The organism is Pseudomonas sp. 9Ag (genome assembly GCF_902506445.1).
GTDB classification, from domain to species: Bacteria; Pseudomonadota; Gammaproteobacteria; order Pseudomonadales; family Pseudomonadaceae; genus Stutzerimonas; species Stutzerimonas stutzeri_AB.
Genome location: NZ_LR733836.1, coordinates 1,918,619 through 1,934,317 on the forward strand (window position 1 = coordinate 1,918,619; position 15,699 = coordinate 1,934,317).

The window sequence follows — 15,699 nt, forward strand, 5'->3', positions numbered from 1 at the left end:
CGACCAGCTCCTCGCTTTAGCTTGAAGCTTGCAGCCTGAAGCTGGAAGCTATCGCCCAACGCCAACAGGGAGAACTACATGGGCAACAAGGTCGCACTTGTGTTGGGGTCGGGGGGGGCTCGCGGTTATGCGCACATCGGCGTAATCGAAGAACTCGAGACCCGGGGCTACGAGATCACCTGTGTCGCAGGTTGTTCGATGGGCGCAGTCGTAGGTGGCATCTACGCAGCCGGGAAGCTTGAGGAATACCGCGAATGGATTGAAAGCCTGGACTACTTCGACATGCTGCGATTGGTCGATCCGAGTTTCAGCCTTGGGGCGATACGCGGCGAGAAGATTTTCGGACGCATCAGGGAGATGCTCGGCTCGGTCAACATCGAGGATTTACCAATCCCATTCACGGCCGTCGCGGCCGACCTGACGAATCAGCAGGAGATCTGGTTTCAGGAGGGCAATCTGGAACTGGCGATGCGCGCCTCGGCAGCTATCCCAAGCCTGTTCACGCCGGTCATGCAAGGCAACCGGATGCTGGTCGACGGCGGCATACTCAATCCCCTGCCCATCGTGCCGGTGGTCTCTAGCCACAGCGACATCATCATCGCCGTCAATCTTAACGCCAACAACCATCGGCAATACCCGCTGCCGGAAATAATCCGCCCAGGACGCTTCGATGCCATGGTCAGCTCGATCAGCTCACACCTGCCGTTCTGGCGCAGCAAAGGGCTCGAAGAGCATATCGCCGAACTCACTGCTGTTGATGGGCCTGGCGCGGATCAGCCACCAGCCGCCCCATCGGGGCAAAGTGCGCCGAAGTCGGCCGAGGGATCGATGGTGATTGATGTGGGCGGTCCTGCATCCTTACTGGAGCTCATCAACCAGAGCTTCGAAGTGATGCAATCCTCATTGACCCAATACAAGATCGCTGGCTACCCACCGAACGTGCTGGTCAACATCCCCAAGCGCGCCTGCAGGTTCTATGAATTCTACAAAGCCCCTGAGCTGATCAAGCTGGGACAGATCGTTGCCAGCGATGCGCTGGACAAATACGAGAGCGAGCAGCTCTAGCGGCTCGAACCTGCGTAACCGACCGGCAACAGAGCTGCCAGCAGCAGTCAGCTAGTCGCGTACCGCTGCATCTTCCAACTGATCGCTCGGACGCTTTGCCTGCACGACGATGCCTGGCACTTCCTTGACCAGCCAGTCTTCCAGCAGGCTGTAAGCAACAGCCAACAGTGTCGGACCAAGGAACAGCCCCATGAAACCGAACGCCAGCACGCCACCAAACACGCCAAGCAGCACCACCACCAAGGGCAGGTTACCGCCGCGGCTGATCAGGTAGGGTTTCAGCACGTTGTCCACGCCACTGATGATGAACATGCCCCATATCCCCAGAAATACGGCCATGCCGTACTGACCCTGCCAGGCAAGCCAGAGCGTGGCGGGGCCCCAGATCAGGGGCGGGACCATCAGGAAACTGAATGCGAACGTCAGCAGACCGAGGATCAGCGCACCGGGTATGCCAGCAATGCTGAATCCGACGTACGCCAGAATCGCCTGGGCAGCCGCGGTGCCGATCACACCGTTGACGACACGCTGAACCGTACCGGCCACCAATTCCAGGTAGTGATCAGCGCGGTCACCAATCAGTCGATGCAGCAGACTATGTACGAAGGCAGCCAGTTTCGGCCCATCGCGATAGAAGAAGAACACCAGTACCAGGCTGAGCGCCAGTTCCAGCATTCCACCGCCAACGCGCGCACTGCGCACCAACAACCAGTTGCCCACCTGACCGACGTACGGCCGGATCGTCGCGAAGAAGGCCGTCCCTTGCTCATCCAGTGTGTTCCAGAGACTCAGCAGGTTGTCGCCTATCAGCGGCAGTTCAGCGAGCCACGCCGGCGGCGGCGGAAGTCCCTGCACTTGCAGGTTGTGCACCAGCACGTTGACCTCGCGAATCTGGTCGGCAATGTTGAACCCCAACCAGACCAGCGGCACGGCAACCAAGACCATCCATCCGCCCGTCAAAAGGGTGGCGGCAAGCGTCGAGTTGCCGTTCATCCAGCGGGTCAGCACCCGCATGATCGGCCAGCTGGCAAATGCCAGCACCGCAGCCCAAAACAGCGCCGAGGCAAACGGGGCCAGCACCCACACACAGGCACCGAGCAGCACCAGGAGCAGAATCTGCACCAGCAGACGATCATTGTTGAGCATGGTGTTACCTATGAAAGAAGGTGGCGCACTTTAGAGCAAAGTGCGCCTGGTAGAGCAGTGGCTTTTGCAGTCTGAACCTGAGCCTCAACGCAACAACGTGATCCGCAGCCCATCCTCATCGGAGGCTTCTGCTTCGATGCGCCGCGCCTTGATCCGCTCTTGCGTAAGCGCTTCGTACCAAGCCGCTGCGCCCTTTCCTTTCAATGCGACCCGTATCGTACTATCGAGCCGCAGCACGTTCGCCAGCAGCGCCCCCCACTCCGCCGTCGGCTCTTGTGGCAATCGCGGCAGCCAGAGTTCGCCGGTGCTTTTCAACTGGCGCAGCAGGGTGCCCGGATTCGGCAGGATGATACCGAGCGGCTCATCCGGCTCGAACTGCTCCACTTGCAGATAGGGACGCCCGTTGCCGCGGGTAACACCATAGAGCGCCATGAGCCGATCCGATTCGCCTGGCAGACGCGCCAGCAGGTAAGCCTGCCTTGCCTCCGGGCCGTAAAGTGTCGAGCGGTGAAACACTTCATTGGCCCACAGGCTGCTCGACCCGCATGCGCGCCCCTCACACCAGAAGAGCAGCTCAGCACCCTCTTGCAACAGGCGACTCCGCGACCGCTCGAAGGCCTCTATGCCCGTATGGACGTCGGGCAACCTATAAGTCACCGCCGTCAGATAGCCGCTGGCGGTGATCTGATCGCTCATTCGTAGCCGCCCACTGATACGCCGAATCGAATCCAGAGGATAGGTTCGGTCCAGCACGTCCCGCTCTTTGAAGGCCACAATTTCAGACTGTGGGTATCGTGGCAGCATGTCGAAATCTCGGCTGCCCGGAAGATCTGCCGCCTCAGTGATGCCGACAGCCAAGAACAGCCCCGTTACCGATATAACTCGCATACGGCACCTCAATGGAGCACCGCCGTCGACGCGATCCGACCGTTGGAGATGGCAATGGTATGGAAGTCAATCATCGAGGTGGTCCCTGCTGAGGCGATGGCCCAGCCTCACCAGTTGCTAAAAGCAAGTCAAGCAGGGCTTTGCGACAGATTCTTGCGTAACGCCGTCCTGCCTCGGCTCAGCCTGCGAAGAACGGATTGAAAACGGCCGCCACCGCCTCAGCACCGAGCTGATCATCCAGGTGCAAATGATGGCCGCCGGGAAGGCGATGCAGCTCGAACGGCAAGGTCTGGGTTAGTTCGACCATGGCTGGCTGGTTGAGCAAACCTTGCTCCGCCAGGATCAGGCTCGCCGGGCAGGCTACGCGATGCACGAATGCCAAGGCGTGAGCGCGGGTCAGTCGCATCGATGACGGCAGCATCAAACGCGCATCAGTTCGCCAGGTATAGCCTCCAGGAACCGGCATCAATCCTCGCTGCGCAAGCCGCTCGGCCGCCTCGTGACTAACCGCCCCCACGCCTTTCATGCGTGCCGCGACAGCCTGCTCGAAGGTGGCGTAAACCGGCTTTCGCTTGTCGTCCACGGCGAGCAACTTCTGCAGCGATTCACCAAGCTTCTGTGGCGCAGTTTCGGCTTCGCCGGTAAAGGGAATCACCCCATCGATCAATGCCAGCCGCTCGACCCGCTCAGGCATGGCACCGGCCAGCAACACCGACACGATGGCGCCCATCGAGTGTCCCAATAAAGAGAACCGCTTCCAGCCGAACTGCTCGGCCGTCTGCAGTACATCATGCGCATAGTCCCAGATGTTATAGGCGGCACCGAGCGGTCGATGATCGGAATGGCCGTGTCCTGGAAGATCTAGCGCAACGATGCGGAGACCCTCGAGCAACGGCGCCAAACGAGAGAAGGTAGCCGCATTGTCCAACCAGCCGTGTAGGGCAATGACAGGCTGGCCGTCCTCCGGACCGTACAGGTGGGCAGCGACCTCGATATGGGGCAGGCTTAGCCGGATCTCTTCGAACGTAACACTCATGCAGCACCCCTTCTGTTCGATTCGCTCCAGCGAGTGAACAACTGCCTGAGCAGGACCGCGGTGTCATCCGGTCGCTCAAGCGGAAACATATGCCCACCAGGTAAGGTGTGTGCCTCCCCGTGGGCAACCAGTCGCAACAAATAGAGATGATGAGGCAGCACCACGCGGCTCTGACGCCCGCGCACCACGGCCAGCGGCATTTTCAGTGCATGGGGCCAGCCGGGCGTCACATGGGGCACGCTGCGATAGATCCGAATCTCCGTTTCCGGATCGAAGCGCAAGCGGACGCCTTGCTCGGTGGGCTCCAAACCATGCTCGACATACGCATCCAGGCAGGCAGGATCAAAGGCGCGAAACAGTGCTTTGCTCGCGAAGTAACGTCGCGCTTCGTCGACGCAGCTGAACTGCTCGCGACGGCCCAGGGTACGGCCGGCGGGCGTAAGGCGATCAATGAAACCAAAACGTTTGCCCGCCCAGATCAGCGTCTGGTCGAGCCAGGTCGGCATGGGTGAATCGAGCATGACCACCCCACGATAAAGCTCCGGGCGTTGCAGGGCAGCGTGGTAATGCAGCATTCCGCCAAGCGAATGCCCGACACCCCAGACCGGCTCCTGCAACTCGACCAGCTGCTCAATAAGCTCTTGCACCAGGTTCTGCCAATTGTCATTCACCGGAAAGCGCGGGTCATGACCGTGCTGATCGAGGTGGGTAACGGCGTACTCGGGCGTCAGGTTTTCGAACAGCTTGTGATAGGTAGCCGATGGAAAACCGTTGGCGTGAGCGAAAAAAATGCGTTGCGTCATGGGTTCTAAGCAGCTGAATGGAAACGACGGCCATTGTCTGGCGCCCCTTCCCTTAACGGCAATCGGCCGAAGCGGCAGAAGCAAAGGCAGTCCTGCCAAACAAGGGCGTCTACAACGTCCCTACAGGTTGTGGGCTATTTTCGCCAAGAGGTACGACTGCAACGGTCAGACGCGAGATACAGCTCAGCTTGCCGTCATCTCCGTGCAGCCGGATATCCCAGACGTGACTGGAGCGTCCAAGATGAACCGGTCGGCAGACTGCAGTGACACGGCCGCTACGCACCGCGCGGATATGGTTGGCGTTCACTTCCAGGCCGACACAATAGAATCGGTTGGGGTCGATGCACTGATAGCTAGCCATTGAACCAACGGTCTCAGCGAGCACAACCGAAGCGCCGCCGTGCAGCAGACCATAAGGCTGGTGGGTGCGGGAGTCGACAACCATGCTCGCCGTGAGACAGTCCTCTTCGACTGCTTCGAAACGAATATCGAGCAGTTCGACAATGGTGTTCTGCCGGTTGGCGTTGAGTTGTTCGAGGCTCGGTGGACGTTGCCAGATGCTCACGTGTGTCGCTCTCCTGTTTTTATCATTGTTTATGGATCATCACCTGCAGCAGTAGGCGCAGCATAGATAGGAAGCCGTTGACTTCAGACCGGGTGCCGCAGCCCAACCAGGTGCATCAACCCCGCAGCCACATGTTCCCCTTCCAATTCCGCCAGGCTGGCGGTTGCCATTGGTATGGGCGCTTCACGGTGACCACTGACCAGCCAGCCGCCGAACACACCGACAAAGGGCTGATGAGTGACCAGCAGCACATGCTGTTCGCTGCGACGATGAAGATAGAGCAGCGCATCGGCCGGGTCAGATTCCGGCGTCAGCCAGGGTACGGTTTCAACTGGACCGCCGAAACCGAGTGTCTGCCGAACAAGTTCAGCGGTCTGTTGGGCTCGCTGGTAGGGGCTTGCCAGAATGGCCTGCACCGGTCGCCCTTGCAGATGCGCGGCAGCGCCCTCCACTTCAACTCGACCGGCTGCAGTGAGGTTACGCTCGGCATCAGTGCGGTTCCGGGGCTCAGCTTCGCCGTGGCGTAGCAGCCACAACCTCACGGCTGAGGCTCCTGCTCCGAAGGGGCCGGTTGCACGGGAGGAGCTGCATCCCGGTCGGCTGGACGCGGCTTAGGCCAGTCGGACATTGGCCAGGGTTTACGGTCCGTATTGAAGGTGCCAAAACGACCGATTTGCGCCACGTACTGGCTGAGGCTGTCACCCAGCTCCAGCAAGCTGTCATTCGCTTTGCCGTTAACCGCCTGCAGCACCAGCTGCGCCACGACAATGACCAGCAATACCAATTCAGCCAGTTGCCAGACAAAAAAGAAAACCAGCATCCAGAGTGCGCGCAGAATCAGCGACTCGCGCTCTGCGCTGCGTTGTGATGTGTTCATTGATAGCTCCGTTGTCGTATCAGAAACCGTCGGTGGAAATGAAATCGACGTCAGTCTTCGGTTCGCCGCGCATCAGCAGCGCAATGACCTGATCCAGCGTACGCCCCTCGAACAAAATGGCATGCAGACCTGCGACCAGCGGCATGTAGACCTGCAGCTCCTCTGCCTTGACCTTCAAAACCTTGATGGTGTTGACGCCTTCAGCGACTTCACCCAGGCGTGACACGGCCTCATCGAGACTCAACCCCTCGCCGAGGGCATAGCCCACCTGAAAGTTTCGGCTTTTCGTTGAGGTACAGGTCACGATCAGGTCACCCACTCCGGCCAAGCCGAGGAAGGTCATCGGATTCGCTCCGAGCCTAACAGCAAAACGGGTCATTTCGGCCAGAGCGCGAGTGATCAGCATGCTACGGGTGTTTTCTCCCATACCGAGCGCCGCGGCCATGCCGGCCATGATGGCGTAAACGTTTTTCAATGCGCCGCCAAGCTCGACGCCAAACCGATCCGAGCTGGCATAGACACGAAAGGTCCGCCCATGCAGCGCCTGCTGCACACAACGGCAAAGCGCCTCGTCGTCACTGGCCACAACCGTCGCAGTCAGAGCGTGTTCAGCCACTTCGCGCGCCAGATTGGGCCCTGATATTACGCCGATGCGGGCCTGAGGCGCGATCTGTTCCAGGATCTGACTCATCAGCATGAAGCCCTGCGCCTCGATGCCTTTGGTTGTGCTTACCAACATCTTGCCCGACAGCTGCTCTGCGAAGGGGGAAAGAGCCTGGCGCAAGGCACTGGAGGGCAGCGCAACAAAGATCAGCCGACAATCGGCCAGCGTCTGCCCTAGATCAGTGACAGCGTTTACGGCCGGCAGCAGCGTCACGCCTTTCAAATAGCGTGGGTTCTGGCGGTGCGCTCGAATACTCTCGGCCTGCTCGGCATCGCGCATCCACAAGCGGACGCTGTGACCGTTCTCGGCGAGCAGGTTTGCGATGGCGGTTCCGAAGCTGCCGCCGCCAAGCACCGCGATGGGTTGCTGTTCAGTCATGAGGGATCCGTTTAGGCACCAAGTGCAATGGCCGGCATTATACGTGCCGCTTCGAGCGCAACCAGTGCAAACCCCCATACCCGCGGAATCATCAGATTACAATTTCCGGCCGATGCTACCGAGCTGTGTCGCAGACGTAGCGGGGGGCATTCCCCAATGGTCTATACAGAGGCAGAACGTCACATGGTCGTGGTGACGGGTCAGGAGTGTTAAAGTATGGGCCCGTTTCCACCATGGTCGTCTCGTGGTTGGTCGAAACGAGCGGTACTCATGTCCCTGCGCTGTGACTTTAAGCGCAAGGCAGCAGTCTATGACTAGTCTTATGACCGGACTCGCTATTGTCGAGTCGGATGAATGCAGCAAGCCCTCCATAAAGGGACCATTGAGGAATACGCATGACCAAACAACAGGCCTTTACTCGGGAAGATCTGCTCCGTTGCAGCCGCGGCGAGCTGTTCGGCCCCGGTAATGCGCAATTGCCGGCACCGAACATGCTAATGGTCGACCGCATCGTTCATATCAGCGAAGTCGGCGGCAAGTACGGCAAGGGCGAGCTGGTTGCTGAGCTGGATATCAATCCTGACCTCTGGTTCTTTGCCTGCCATTTCGAAGGGGACCCAGTCATGCCTGGCTGCCTGGGCCTCGACGCCATGTGGCAACTGGTCGGTTTCTACCTAGGGTGGCAAGGCAACCCAGGCCGTGGTCGGGCGCTGGGTTCTGGCGAGGTCAAGTTCTTCGGTCAGGTCCTGCCGACCGCCAAGAAAGTTACCTATAACATCCATATCAAACGCACCATCAGCCGCTCTCTGGTTCTCGGCATCGCCGATGGCACCGTTAGCGTGGATGGTCGCGAGATCTACAGTGCCGAAGGTTTGCGTGTCGGCCTGTTCACATCTACTGATAGCTTCTGAAGGACTTCCGCATGCGTCGCGTCGTAATCACCGGCCTGGGCATCGTTTCATGCCTCGGCAATGACAAAGAGACCGTTTCCGCCAATCTGCGGGCCAGCCGCCCCGGTATTCGCTTCAATCAGGCCTATGCCGATATGGGCCTGCGTAGCCAGGTCTCCGGCTCGGTCGACCTGAACCTCGAAGAGCTGATCGACCGCAAGGTCTTGCGCTTCATGGGCGATGCGGCGGCTTACGCCTATCTGGCGATGCAACAGGCTCTCGAAGATTCGGGGCTCAGCGCTGATGAGATCTCCGATCCACGCATCGGCCTGATCGCCGGCTCCGGCGGCGCTTCCACTATCAATCAGATGGAAGCCATCGACATCCTTCGAGAAAAGGGCGTCAAGCGCATCGGCCCATACCGCGTACCGCGCACCATGAGCAGCACGGTATCCGCCTGCCTCGCAACGCCGTTCCGTATCAAGGGCATCAACTACTCCATCGCCTCGGCCTGCGCGACCAGTGCGCATTGCATCGGCCATGCGATGGAGCAGATTCAGATGGGCAAGCAGGATGTCGTCTTTGCCGGCGGCGGCGAGGAAGAACACTGGAGCCAGAGCTGCCTGTTCGACGCCATGGGCGCCCTGTCCAGCCAGTACAACGCGACGCCGGAAAAGGCCTCGCGGGCTTACGACGCCAAGCGTGACGGTTTCGTCATAGCCGGCGGCGGCGGCATGGTGGTGGTTGAAGAGCTGGAGCATGCGCTCAAGCGCGGCGCCAAGATCTATGCGGAAATCGTCGGTTACGGCGCTACTTCCGATGGCTACGACATGGTTGCGCCGAGCGGCGAAGGCGCACTGCGCTGCATGCAGCAGGCGATGGCCACAGTCGAAGGTGACATTGATTACCTGAACACCCATGGCACCTCTACACCAGTCGGTGACGTCGCTGAGAGCAAGGCCGTACGCAACATGTTCGGCGATAAGATCCCAGCCATTAGCTCGACCAAGAGCCTGTCCGGACATTCGCTGGGCGCTGCAGGTGTCCACGAAGCGATCTATTGCATGCTGATGATGCAGGGCAACTTCATTGCTGGCTCGGCCAACATTGAAGAGCTCGATGCAGAGGTTGCCGATATGCCGATCGTTCGCGAAACCCGCGAAGATGCGAAAATCGACACCATCATGAGTAACAGCTTTGGCTTTGGCGGTACCAACGCAACGCTGGTACTGAAGCGCTGGAAAGGCTGATCGATTCCTCGCTACAAACAATAACGGCGCCTAAGGGCGCCGTTATTGTTTGTGGTGTGTTTTGTTCACTGGTAGATCACGCCGGGTCGAGTAGCCTAAGCAGGACGCGACCTGGTAGACGCACGCGGATCAGGACGTCTGCACAGCGCCTTCTACATCTCCGTGCGCCATGCACGAAGCTGCGGTAAAAAGCGCATCTGTCGAGGAGTTCAACGCGGTCTCGGCCGAGTCCTGAATCACGCCAATGATGAAGCCAACCGCAACGACTTGCATCGCCAGGTCGTTAGAAATTCCGAACAGGCTGCACGCCAGCGGAATCAGCAGCAGCGAGCCGCCTGCAACGCCAGACGCACCGCAGGCGCAGATCGCCGCCAGCAGACTGAGCAGAATTGCGGTTGGGATGTCCACAGCGATACCCAGCGTGTTAACGGCCGCCAGCGTCAACACCGTGATGGTAATAGCCGCACCGCCCATGTTGATGGTCGCGCCAAGCGGAATCGAAACCGAATAGGTGTCTTTATGTAGCCCCAGTCGCTCGCACAACTGCATGTTCACCGGGATGTTGGCTGCTGAGCTGCGGGTAAAGAATGCGGTTATGCCACTCTCCCGCAAACAGGTCAGCACCAGTGGATAGGGATTCCCACGAATCTGCCAGAACACGATCAGAGGGTTAACCACCAGCGCCATGAACAGCATGCTGCCGACCAACACCATCAGCAGCTGTAGGTAACCGGCCAGCGCCGCGAAACCGGACTCAGCCAAGGTACCGGCGACCAGTCCGAAAATGCCCAGTGGCGCAAACCCGATAACAACCTTGACGATCAGGGTCACGCCTTCTGACATATCGGAGATCAGATCGCGGGTGCTCTGACGAGCATGCCTGAAGGCAAATCCAAGTCCGATTGCCCACGCCAGGATACCGATGAAATTGCCTTCGATCAGCGCATGGACTGGGTTATCAACCACGTTGAACAGCAACGTTTTTAGAACAGCCCCTACCCCCGCCGGCGGCATGACGTCATTCGCCTGGCTGACCAACGTCAAACTCGTCGGAAACACGAAGCTGGCGACAACCGCAACGATTGCAGCGCTGACTGTACCCAATGCGTAGAGAACCAGGATTGGGCGAATGTGCGTCGGCTGCCCCCGCTTGTGGTTAGCCAGTGATGCAGTGACCAGGACGAAGACCAATACCGGCGCGACCGCCTTCAATCCCGCAACGAACAAATCACCCAGCAAACTGACCGACGCAGCGGTCTCAGGCCACAGCCAGGCCAGCAAACAGCCGGCAACAAGGCCAACGACGATCTGTGTAACAAGGCTGACTCGGTTGTAAGCGCGGAATAACTGGGTTGAAAGGCTAGACATGATGAAGTCTCGGCGTAGACGGCTGGGTCAGGCGAAGTCAATCGCCCTGGAAGCGACAGCCAATGCCTTGCGAAAAACGCCGAATGGTACCCATCTCCTCGCGCCCTGCCCAGCTTTGGGGCAAAACGGATAGTCGAACTCTTGAACCGATGGTGCTGAATACGTCACTTACCAGAGCGATGGTTTCGGCAGAGCTAGGCGCTGAGTGTTTGACCGATACACGCGCCGGCCTTGAGATCGCCACCGTGCGTGTACCTCATCAATCACTGCCTCATCTCACTCACCGCGGCCACGGTTTCGCGGCAGCACATCAAGGAAATTGTCTCGCGCCACCTTCTGCGCTGTAGGTTCTGACAAAGCATCAAGGAAAGGATCAAATGCGCGCATTGCTTCGCCGACCCCATCAAACCGGCCAACCACATCCGATCCGATCATGAAGCGCGTCGGATGGCGCTCGACCAAGGCCACCCAGGCTGGGTCGACATTACCCGAACGATCCAGTAGGTAAGGCTCCAGCATGGTCCATGACAGATCGATATACAGGTTTGGGTAGTCATCAAGCAGTCGCATAACGGTCGGCAAGAGAAAGTCGAGCTTCTTCTGATGCCGATACAACTCCATGCTCGTCCCAGCATGCGCCCAGATGAAACGGGTATGCGGGTGATTTCGCAGCGGCTCTTCGAGCTCCTCAAGATAGAGGGGATTGCGCTCGCGCTTGGAGGTGATGTTCGAATGCAGCATCACCGGTAGATCGAATTCGGCTGCAAGGTGATACACGCGCGTAAGCGCTTCATTGTTGGCGCGCGGCGTGTCGCCCTGGGTCAGGGCGGTTATATCGTCATGCCGAGTAAAGACCTCGCCTAACCCCTGCCATAGCCCAGGATCGAGATCCAGCATCCGACGGATGTGCGCATCGGCATTTTTGTCGTTTGGATTGAACCCTGACAGAAACGGGTGGAAGCGTTTGCGCTGGTCTTCGTCCAGCTCTTTAAGCGCGGCTGCAACTAACACATCAGTCGCGCTGTACCAGTAAACGGCAGCGTCATCCCCGGCGTAGTATCGCGGACGCTTAGGCTCGTTCTCGTGCCACTTCTTCGCAACCGGAATGCCGCTGATCATCACGTGGTCAATGTTGCTCTCGTCCATGGCCTTGAGCAGTTGCTGCATGCCATCGGTCTCTTGGAAAAAATCGACGAAATGAAGATGTGAATCGCTGTAGTGGTAATCCCGTGCCTGCACCGGCGTGACGGTAACAACCAGGCACAGCGCCGCGAGACAGTTTCGTATATTGAGCAACCGATGTCCTCCTAGTGAACAAGCGGATAGACCGTGCCGCCTCGTAGCGGTTCATAACGCCGCAACGGTACCGACGACAAAGCCCCGCGCCGCGTTCGAAACAAAAAAGGCCCGTCAATGACGGGCCTTTCAATGACACAGCTAAAGGTTAAGCGGACAGCTCAACCAGGAGCTTGTTGAGACGCTGCACATAAGCCGCAGGATCTTTCAGGCTATCGCCAGCTGCGAGTGCGGCCTGATCGAAGAGGACATGTGACAGATCGGAGAAGCGATCTTCGTCCGGCTCGGCATCAAGCTTCTCGATTAGAGGGTGTGCCGGGTTGATTTCAAAAATCGGCTTCGACTCCGGCACTTTCTGTCCGCTGGCTTCAAGAATCTGACGCATCTGCAGGCCCAGGTCTTGCTCACCGATCGCCAGGATTGCCGGCGAATCAGTCAGACGGTGCGACACTCGCACCTCTGCGACCTCGTCACCCAGCGCAGTCTTGAGACGCTCCACCAGTCCTTCCTTCGCTTTGGCAATCTCTTCCTGAGCCTTCTTGTCTTCTTCCGTATCCAGCTTGCCAAGGTCAAGGTCGCCGCGCGCGACGTCAACGAACTGCTTGCCGTCAAACTCGGTCAGGTAGCTCATCAGCCACTCATCGATGCGGTCAGTCAGCAGTAACACCTCGATGCCTTTCTTGCGGAAGACTTCCAGGTGCGGACTGTTCTTCACCTGTGCATAGGACTCACCGGTGAGGTAGTAAACCTTGTCCTGACCTTCCTTGACGCGGCCCAGGTAGTCAGCCAGCGAAACGCTTTGCTCACCAGAAGCATCTTGGGTGGAAGCGAAACGCAGCAGACCTGCGATCTTCTCCTTGTTGGCGAAGTCCTCCGCAGGGCCCTCTTTGAGAACCTGGCCGAACTGCTTCCAGAAGTTCTTGTAGTCTTCCGGCTTGTCTTTGGCCAGCTTGTCCAGCATGTCCAGCACGCGCTTGGTCAGCGCCGACTTCATCGAATCGATCACCGGATCCTTCTGCAGGATCTCGCGGGAAACGTTCAGCGAGAGGTCGTTGGAGTCGACCACACCCTTGATGAAACGCAGGTACAACGGCAGGAACTCATCCGCCTGATCCATGATGAAAACGCGCTGGACGTAGAGTTTCAGTCCCTTGGGCGCTTCGCGCTGATACAGGTCGAAGGGCGCGCGGCCAGGCACGAATAACAGCGAGGTGTATTCGAGCTTGCCCTCGACCTTGTTGTGGCTCCACGCCAAGGGATTCTCGAAGTCGTGACCGACGTGCTTGTAGAACTCCTGATACTCCTCGTCCTTCACCTCGGTGCGGGGACGGGTCCAGAGTGCACTGGCTCGGTTGACGGTTTCCCACTCAGCCTCTGCCGGCTTGTCTTTCTCCTCGCCATGAAACTCCTTTGGCAACTCAATCGGCAGTGCGATGTGGTCGGAGTACTTCTTGATGATGTTGCGAAGGCGCCAACCGTCGGCAAATTCCTCTTCGCCAGACTTGAGGTGCAGAACGATGCGGGTGCCGCGCTCCGCCTTGTCGATGTTGGCAACCTCGAAATCGCCCTCGCCCTTCGAAGACCAGTACACGCCCTCCTCTGCAGAGCTCCCGGCACGGCGGCTGAATACTTCTACCTGCTCCGCGACGATAAAGGCGGAATAGAAGCCGACGCCAAACTGACCGATCAGATGCGAGTCTTTCTTCTGGTCACCGGTCAGATGCTTCATGAAATCAGCCGTACCCGACTTGGCGATAGTGCCCAGGTGGGTAATGACATCTTCGCGGTTCATACCGATGCCGTTGTCATCAAGCGTGACAGTCTTGGCATCCTTGTCGAAGCTGACGCGAATCTTCAGGTCCGCCCCGCCCTCAAGCAGCTCAGGCTTGGCCAACGCTTCGAATCGAAGCTTGTCGGCGGCGTCCGAGGCGTTGGAAATCAATTCCCGAAGGAAGATTTCCTTATTCGAATACAAGGAATGAATCATCAGGTGAAGCAGCTGCTTCACTTCGGTCTGGAAGCCCAGGGTTTCTTTGTTTTGAGTCTCCACACTCATCGTCTTGCAAACTCCACTTCGTCAATGGCACGGACCGCGACTGCGGCGATGACAAGCAGATGGGGTCTTGCGCGGGAAATTCAAGTGCAGCCCTTGCAAGGCGAGCTGCAGTCTTTCTGGAGTAACGCTCGAGGCGCGAGCTAGGGTTCTAGCAGTTCGATCAGAACGATGTCGTCAGGACTCAGATTGAAAACCGCCTCTCCGGCACCCTTCAGCCTTTGCCGGATAGCGAGATTGCCATCTCGATCCAGCCCTTGGAAGCGCCCTTCCGCGACTCCCCCTCGTTTGGTCTGTGCGCGTACTTGCAGGTGCTCGTAACGCTCCGGATTGCGCAGCAACCGGGCCAGGGAAAACCGCTGGCGACGATCGACTCGGGGCGATGCAGTGCTGTCCGGCAGCGACGCTCCTTGGGTAGCGGTCTGCTTGAGCGGCGTTTCGGCTGCGGCGCTCAGAGGGGGAAAAGTGTCGTCTTCTACCGCCCAACCTTGGTCACCCTTGCTGATAGCCAGGTCGAAAAGCTGCACCGTTCCCTCAATCTTGGCGCTTATCGAGAGCACCAAGCTCGACGCGGGTAAATTGACAGGCGCTACGCTTTCGATGGTCACATCCCGCGTCTCGAACCGTCGCTGCAAATAATCACCGGCCACATAAGCGAGGGTATCAACCGAGTCATGCGTCAGATCCACGCGACCGGCGCGATAGCGAAGGTTGTCAGTGAACAGTTCGACCTGTCCGCTGAGGCTTGTTTGATAATGAGCCGGCAAGACCAGATGGAAGTCACCGACCAGCTTGTTCGGTGGCGCTGGCTGCAGGTTCAAGTGAAGGGTATAGCCGCTCTGAATTCGGCGGGCCTCTGGAAGCTCCTGCTCTGGCCGCATCCAGTTGATTTCGACCACTGGAGCAGGATCAACGTCCTGAGGAAGCACATCGACCTGTATGGCCCCAGATGGCTTTGCACCAAGGCGAATGCTCACTTCCTGCCGAGCGAACAACTGGTCGCCTTCACGCAGTGTCAGCACGCCATCAACGTAGCTGCCGAACTGAGGACTGAACGAACGACCATCAAGCTCGCCGTGCAAACGAAAACTCAGCTGTTGGCTCTGAGTCTGTTCATCAGGCTCAAGCCATTCAAGACTGGCAATGGCCACAACTCGCTCCGGCTCGTGGTTGGCGAGCAAGGTAAATCCGACCACAAGAGGGATAACGCCCAAACCGGACAGCCCCACCGCCTTCCGAGCGACCTTCCAATGCCGAGCTACATACACCAGGGTTACCGGAGGCAGTAGGCTGCCCACGCCCCACAACAAGCCTGTACCGAACGCCAGAACAACCAACCAGATCAGGCCCGCCAGGATCAGCAGTAGCCCACCCAGTATCAGCAACGCATCCATTCAACACCTTCGAGACAGCTACAGTA

General features: G+C 58.6%; 15 protein-coding genes. 3 read left to right on the forward strand and 12 right to left on the reverse strand.

Annotation, left to right across the window (positions count from 1 at the left end; genetic code table 11):
• Window positions 1-78 precede the first annotated feature (78 nt).
• Entirely contained in the window at window positions 79-1,065 is a 987-nt protein-coding gene (locus tag ALTERO38_RS08440; protein WP_159968040.1) for a patatin-like phospholipase family protein, read from the forward strand.
• Between the two features lie 51 nt (window positions 1,066-1,116).
• Here the strand turns inward: ALTERO38_RS08440 and ALTERO38_RS08445 are convergent, their stop codons facing one another.
• The 8 genes from ALTERO38_RS08445 to ALTERO38_RS08480 all read right to left on the reverse strand — a co-directional run bounded on the left by ALTERO38_RS08445 (window position 1,117) and on the right by ALTERO38_RS08480 (window position 7,422).
• Window positions 1,117-2,211: an AI-2E family transporter gene (locus tag ALTERO38_RS08445; RefSeq protein WP_159968041.1), complete on the reverse strand. Its 1,095-nt coding sequence runs from the start codon at window positions 2,209-2,211 to the stop codon at window positions 1,117-1,119.
• A gap of 84 nt (window positions 2,212-2,295) precedes the next feature.
• Window positions 2,296-3,099: a DUF4892 domain-containing protein gene (locus ALTERO38_RS08450; protein WP_159968042.1), complete on the reverse strand. Its 804-nt coding sequence runs from the start codon at window positions 3,097-3,099 to the stop codon at window positions 2,296-2,298.
• Between the two features lie 178 nt (window positions 3,100-3,277).
• On the reverse strand, window positions 3,278-4,135 hold the full coding sequence (locus tag ALTERO38_RS08455) for an alpha/beta fold hydrolase (protein WP_159968043.1): 858 nt from the start codon (window positions 4,133-4,135) through the stop codon (window positions 3,278-3,280).
• The gene (locus ALTERO38_RS08460) at window positions 4,132-4,938 is read right to left on the reverse strand and encodes an alpha/beta fold hydrolase (RefSeq protein ID WP_102836281.1); all 807 of its coding nucleotides are present in this window, start codon (window positions 4,936-4,938) and stop codon (window positions 4,132-4,134) included. Before ALTERO38_RS08460 ends, ALTERO38_RS08455 begins: the two co-directional genes overlap by 4 nt.
• A 109-nt stretch (window positions 4,939-5,047) precedes the next feature.
• Window positions 5,048-5,503, reverse strand: coding sequence for a hotdog fold thioesterase (locus tag ALTERO38_RS08465; RefSeq protein ID WP_102836280.1), 456 nt, complete (start codon window positions 5,501-5,503; stop codon window positions 5,048-5,050).
• Window positions 5,504-5,586: 83 nt separating this feature from the next.
• Window positions 5,587-6,045 carry a phosphohistidine phosphatase SixA gene (sixA, locus tag ALTERO38_RS08470; RefSeq protein ID WP_159968044.1) on the reverse strand — a complete coding sequence of 153 codons (459 nt, stop codon included), beginning with the start codon at window positions 6,043-6,045 and terminating at the stop codon, window positions 5,587-5,589.
• On the reverse strand, window positions 6,042-6,380 hold the full coding sequence (locus ALTERO38_RS08475) for a DUF4389 domain-containing protein (RefSeq protein ID WP_102836278.1): 339 nt from the start codon (window positions 6,378-6,380) through the stop codon (window positions 6,042-6,044). Before ALTERO38_RS08475 ends, sixA begins: the two co-directional genes overlap by 4 nt.
• A gap of 19 nt (window positions 6,381-6,399) precedes the next feature.
• Window positions 6,400-7,422 (reverse strand): NAD(P)H-dependent glycerol-3-phosphate dehydrogenase, encoded by a 1,023-nt coding sequence (locus ALTERO38_RS08480; protein WP_102836277.1) that lies wholly within the window; start codon window positions 7,420-7,422, stop codon window positions 6,400-6,402.
• A 395-nt stretch (window positions 7,423-7,817) separates the two neighbouring features.
• Here ALTERO38_RS08480 and fabA point away from each other — a divergent pair, with 395 nt between their 5' ends.
• The gene (gene fabA, locus ALTERO38_RS08485; RefSeq protein WP_045426348.1) at window positions 7,818-8,333 is read left to right on the forward strand and encodes a 3-hydroxyacyl-[acyl-carrier-protein] dehydratase FabA; all 516 of its coding nucleotides are present in this window, start codon (window positions 7,818-7,820) and stop codon (window positions 8,331-8,333) included.
• An 11-nt stretch (window positions 8,334-8,344) separates the two neighbouring features.
• Entirely contained in the window at window positions 8,345-9,562 is a 1,218-nt protein-coding gene (gene fabB, locus ALTERO38_RS08490) for a beta-ketoacyl-ACP synthase I (protein WP_159968045.1), read from the forward strand.
• 129 nt (window positions 9,563-9,691) lie between these two features.
• Here fabB and sstT read toward each other — a convergent pair whose 3' ends face one another.
• The 4 genes from sstT to ALTERO38_RS08510 all read right to left on the reverse strand — a co-directional run bounded on the left by sstT (window position 9,692) and on the right by ALTERO38_RS08510 (window position 15,673).
• On the reverse strand, window positions 9,692-10,930 hold the full coding sequence (sstT, locus tag ALTERO38_RS08495; RefSeq protein ID WP_159968046.1) for a serine/threonine transporter SstT: 1,239 nt from the start codon (window positions 10,928-10,930) through the stop codon (window positions 9,692-9,694).
• A 276-nt stretch (window positions 10,931-11,206) separates the two neighbouring features.
• A complete protein-coding gene (locus ALTERO38_RS08500) occupies window positions 11,207-12,217 on the reverse strand; it encodes an amidohydrolase family protein (RefSeq protein WP_256663942.1) in 1,011 nt (336 codons plus the stop codon).
• A 157-nt stretch (window positions 12,218-12,374) separates the two neighbouring features.
• Window positions 12,375-14,282: a molecular chaperone HtpG gene (gene htpG / locus ALTERO38_RS08505; protein WP_159968048.1), complete on the reverse strand. Its 1,908-nt coding sequence runs from the start codon at window positions 14,280-14,282 to the stop codon at window positions 12,375-12,377.
• A gap of 140 nt (window positions 14,283-14,422) precedes the next feature.
• The gene (locus tag ALTERO38_RS08510; protein ID WP_159968049.1) at window positions 14,423-15,673 is read right to left on the reverse strand and encodes an MFS transporter; all 1,251 of its coding nucleotides are present in this window, start codon (window positions 15,671-15,673) and stop codon (window positions 14,423-14,425) included.
• Window positions 15,674-15,699 lie beyond the last annotated feature (26 nt).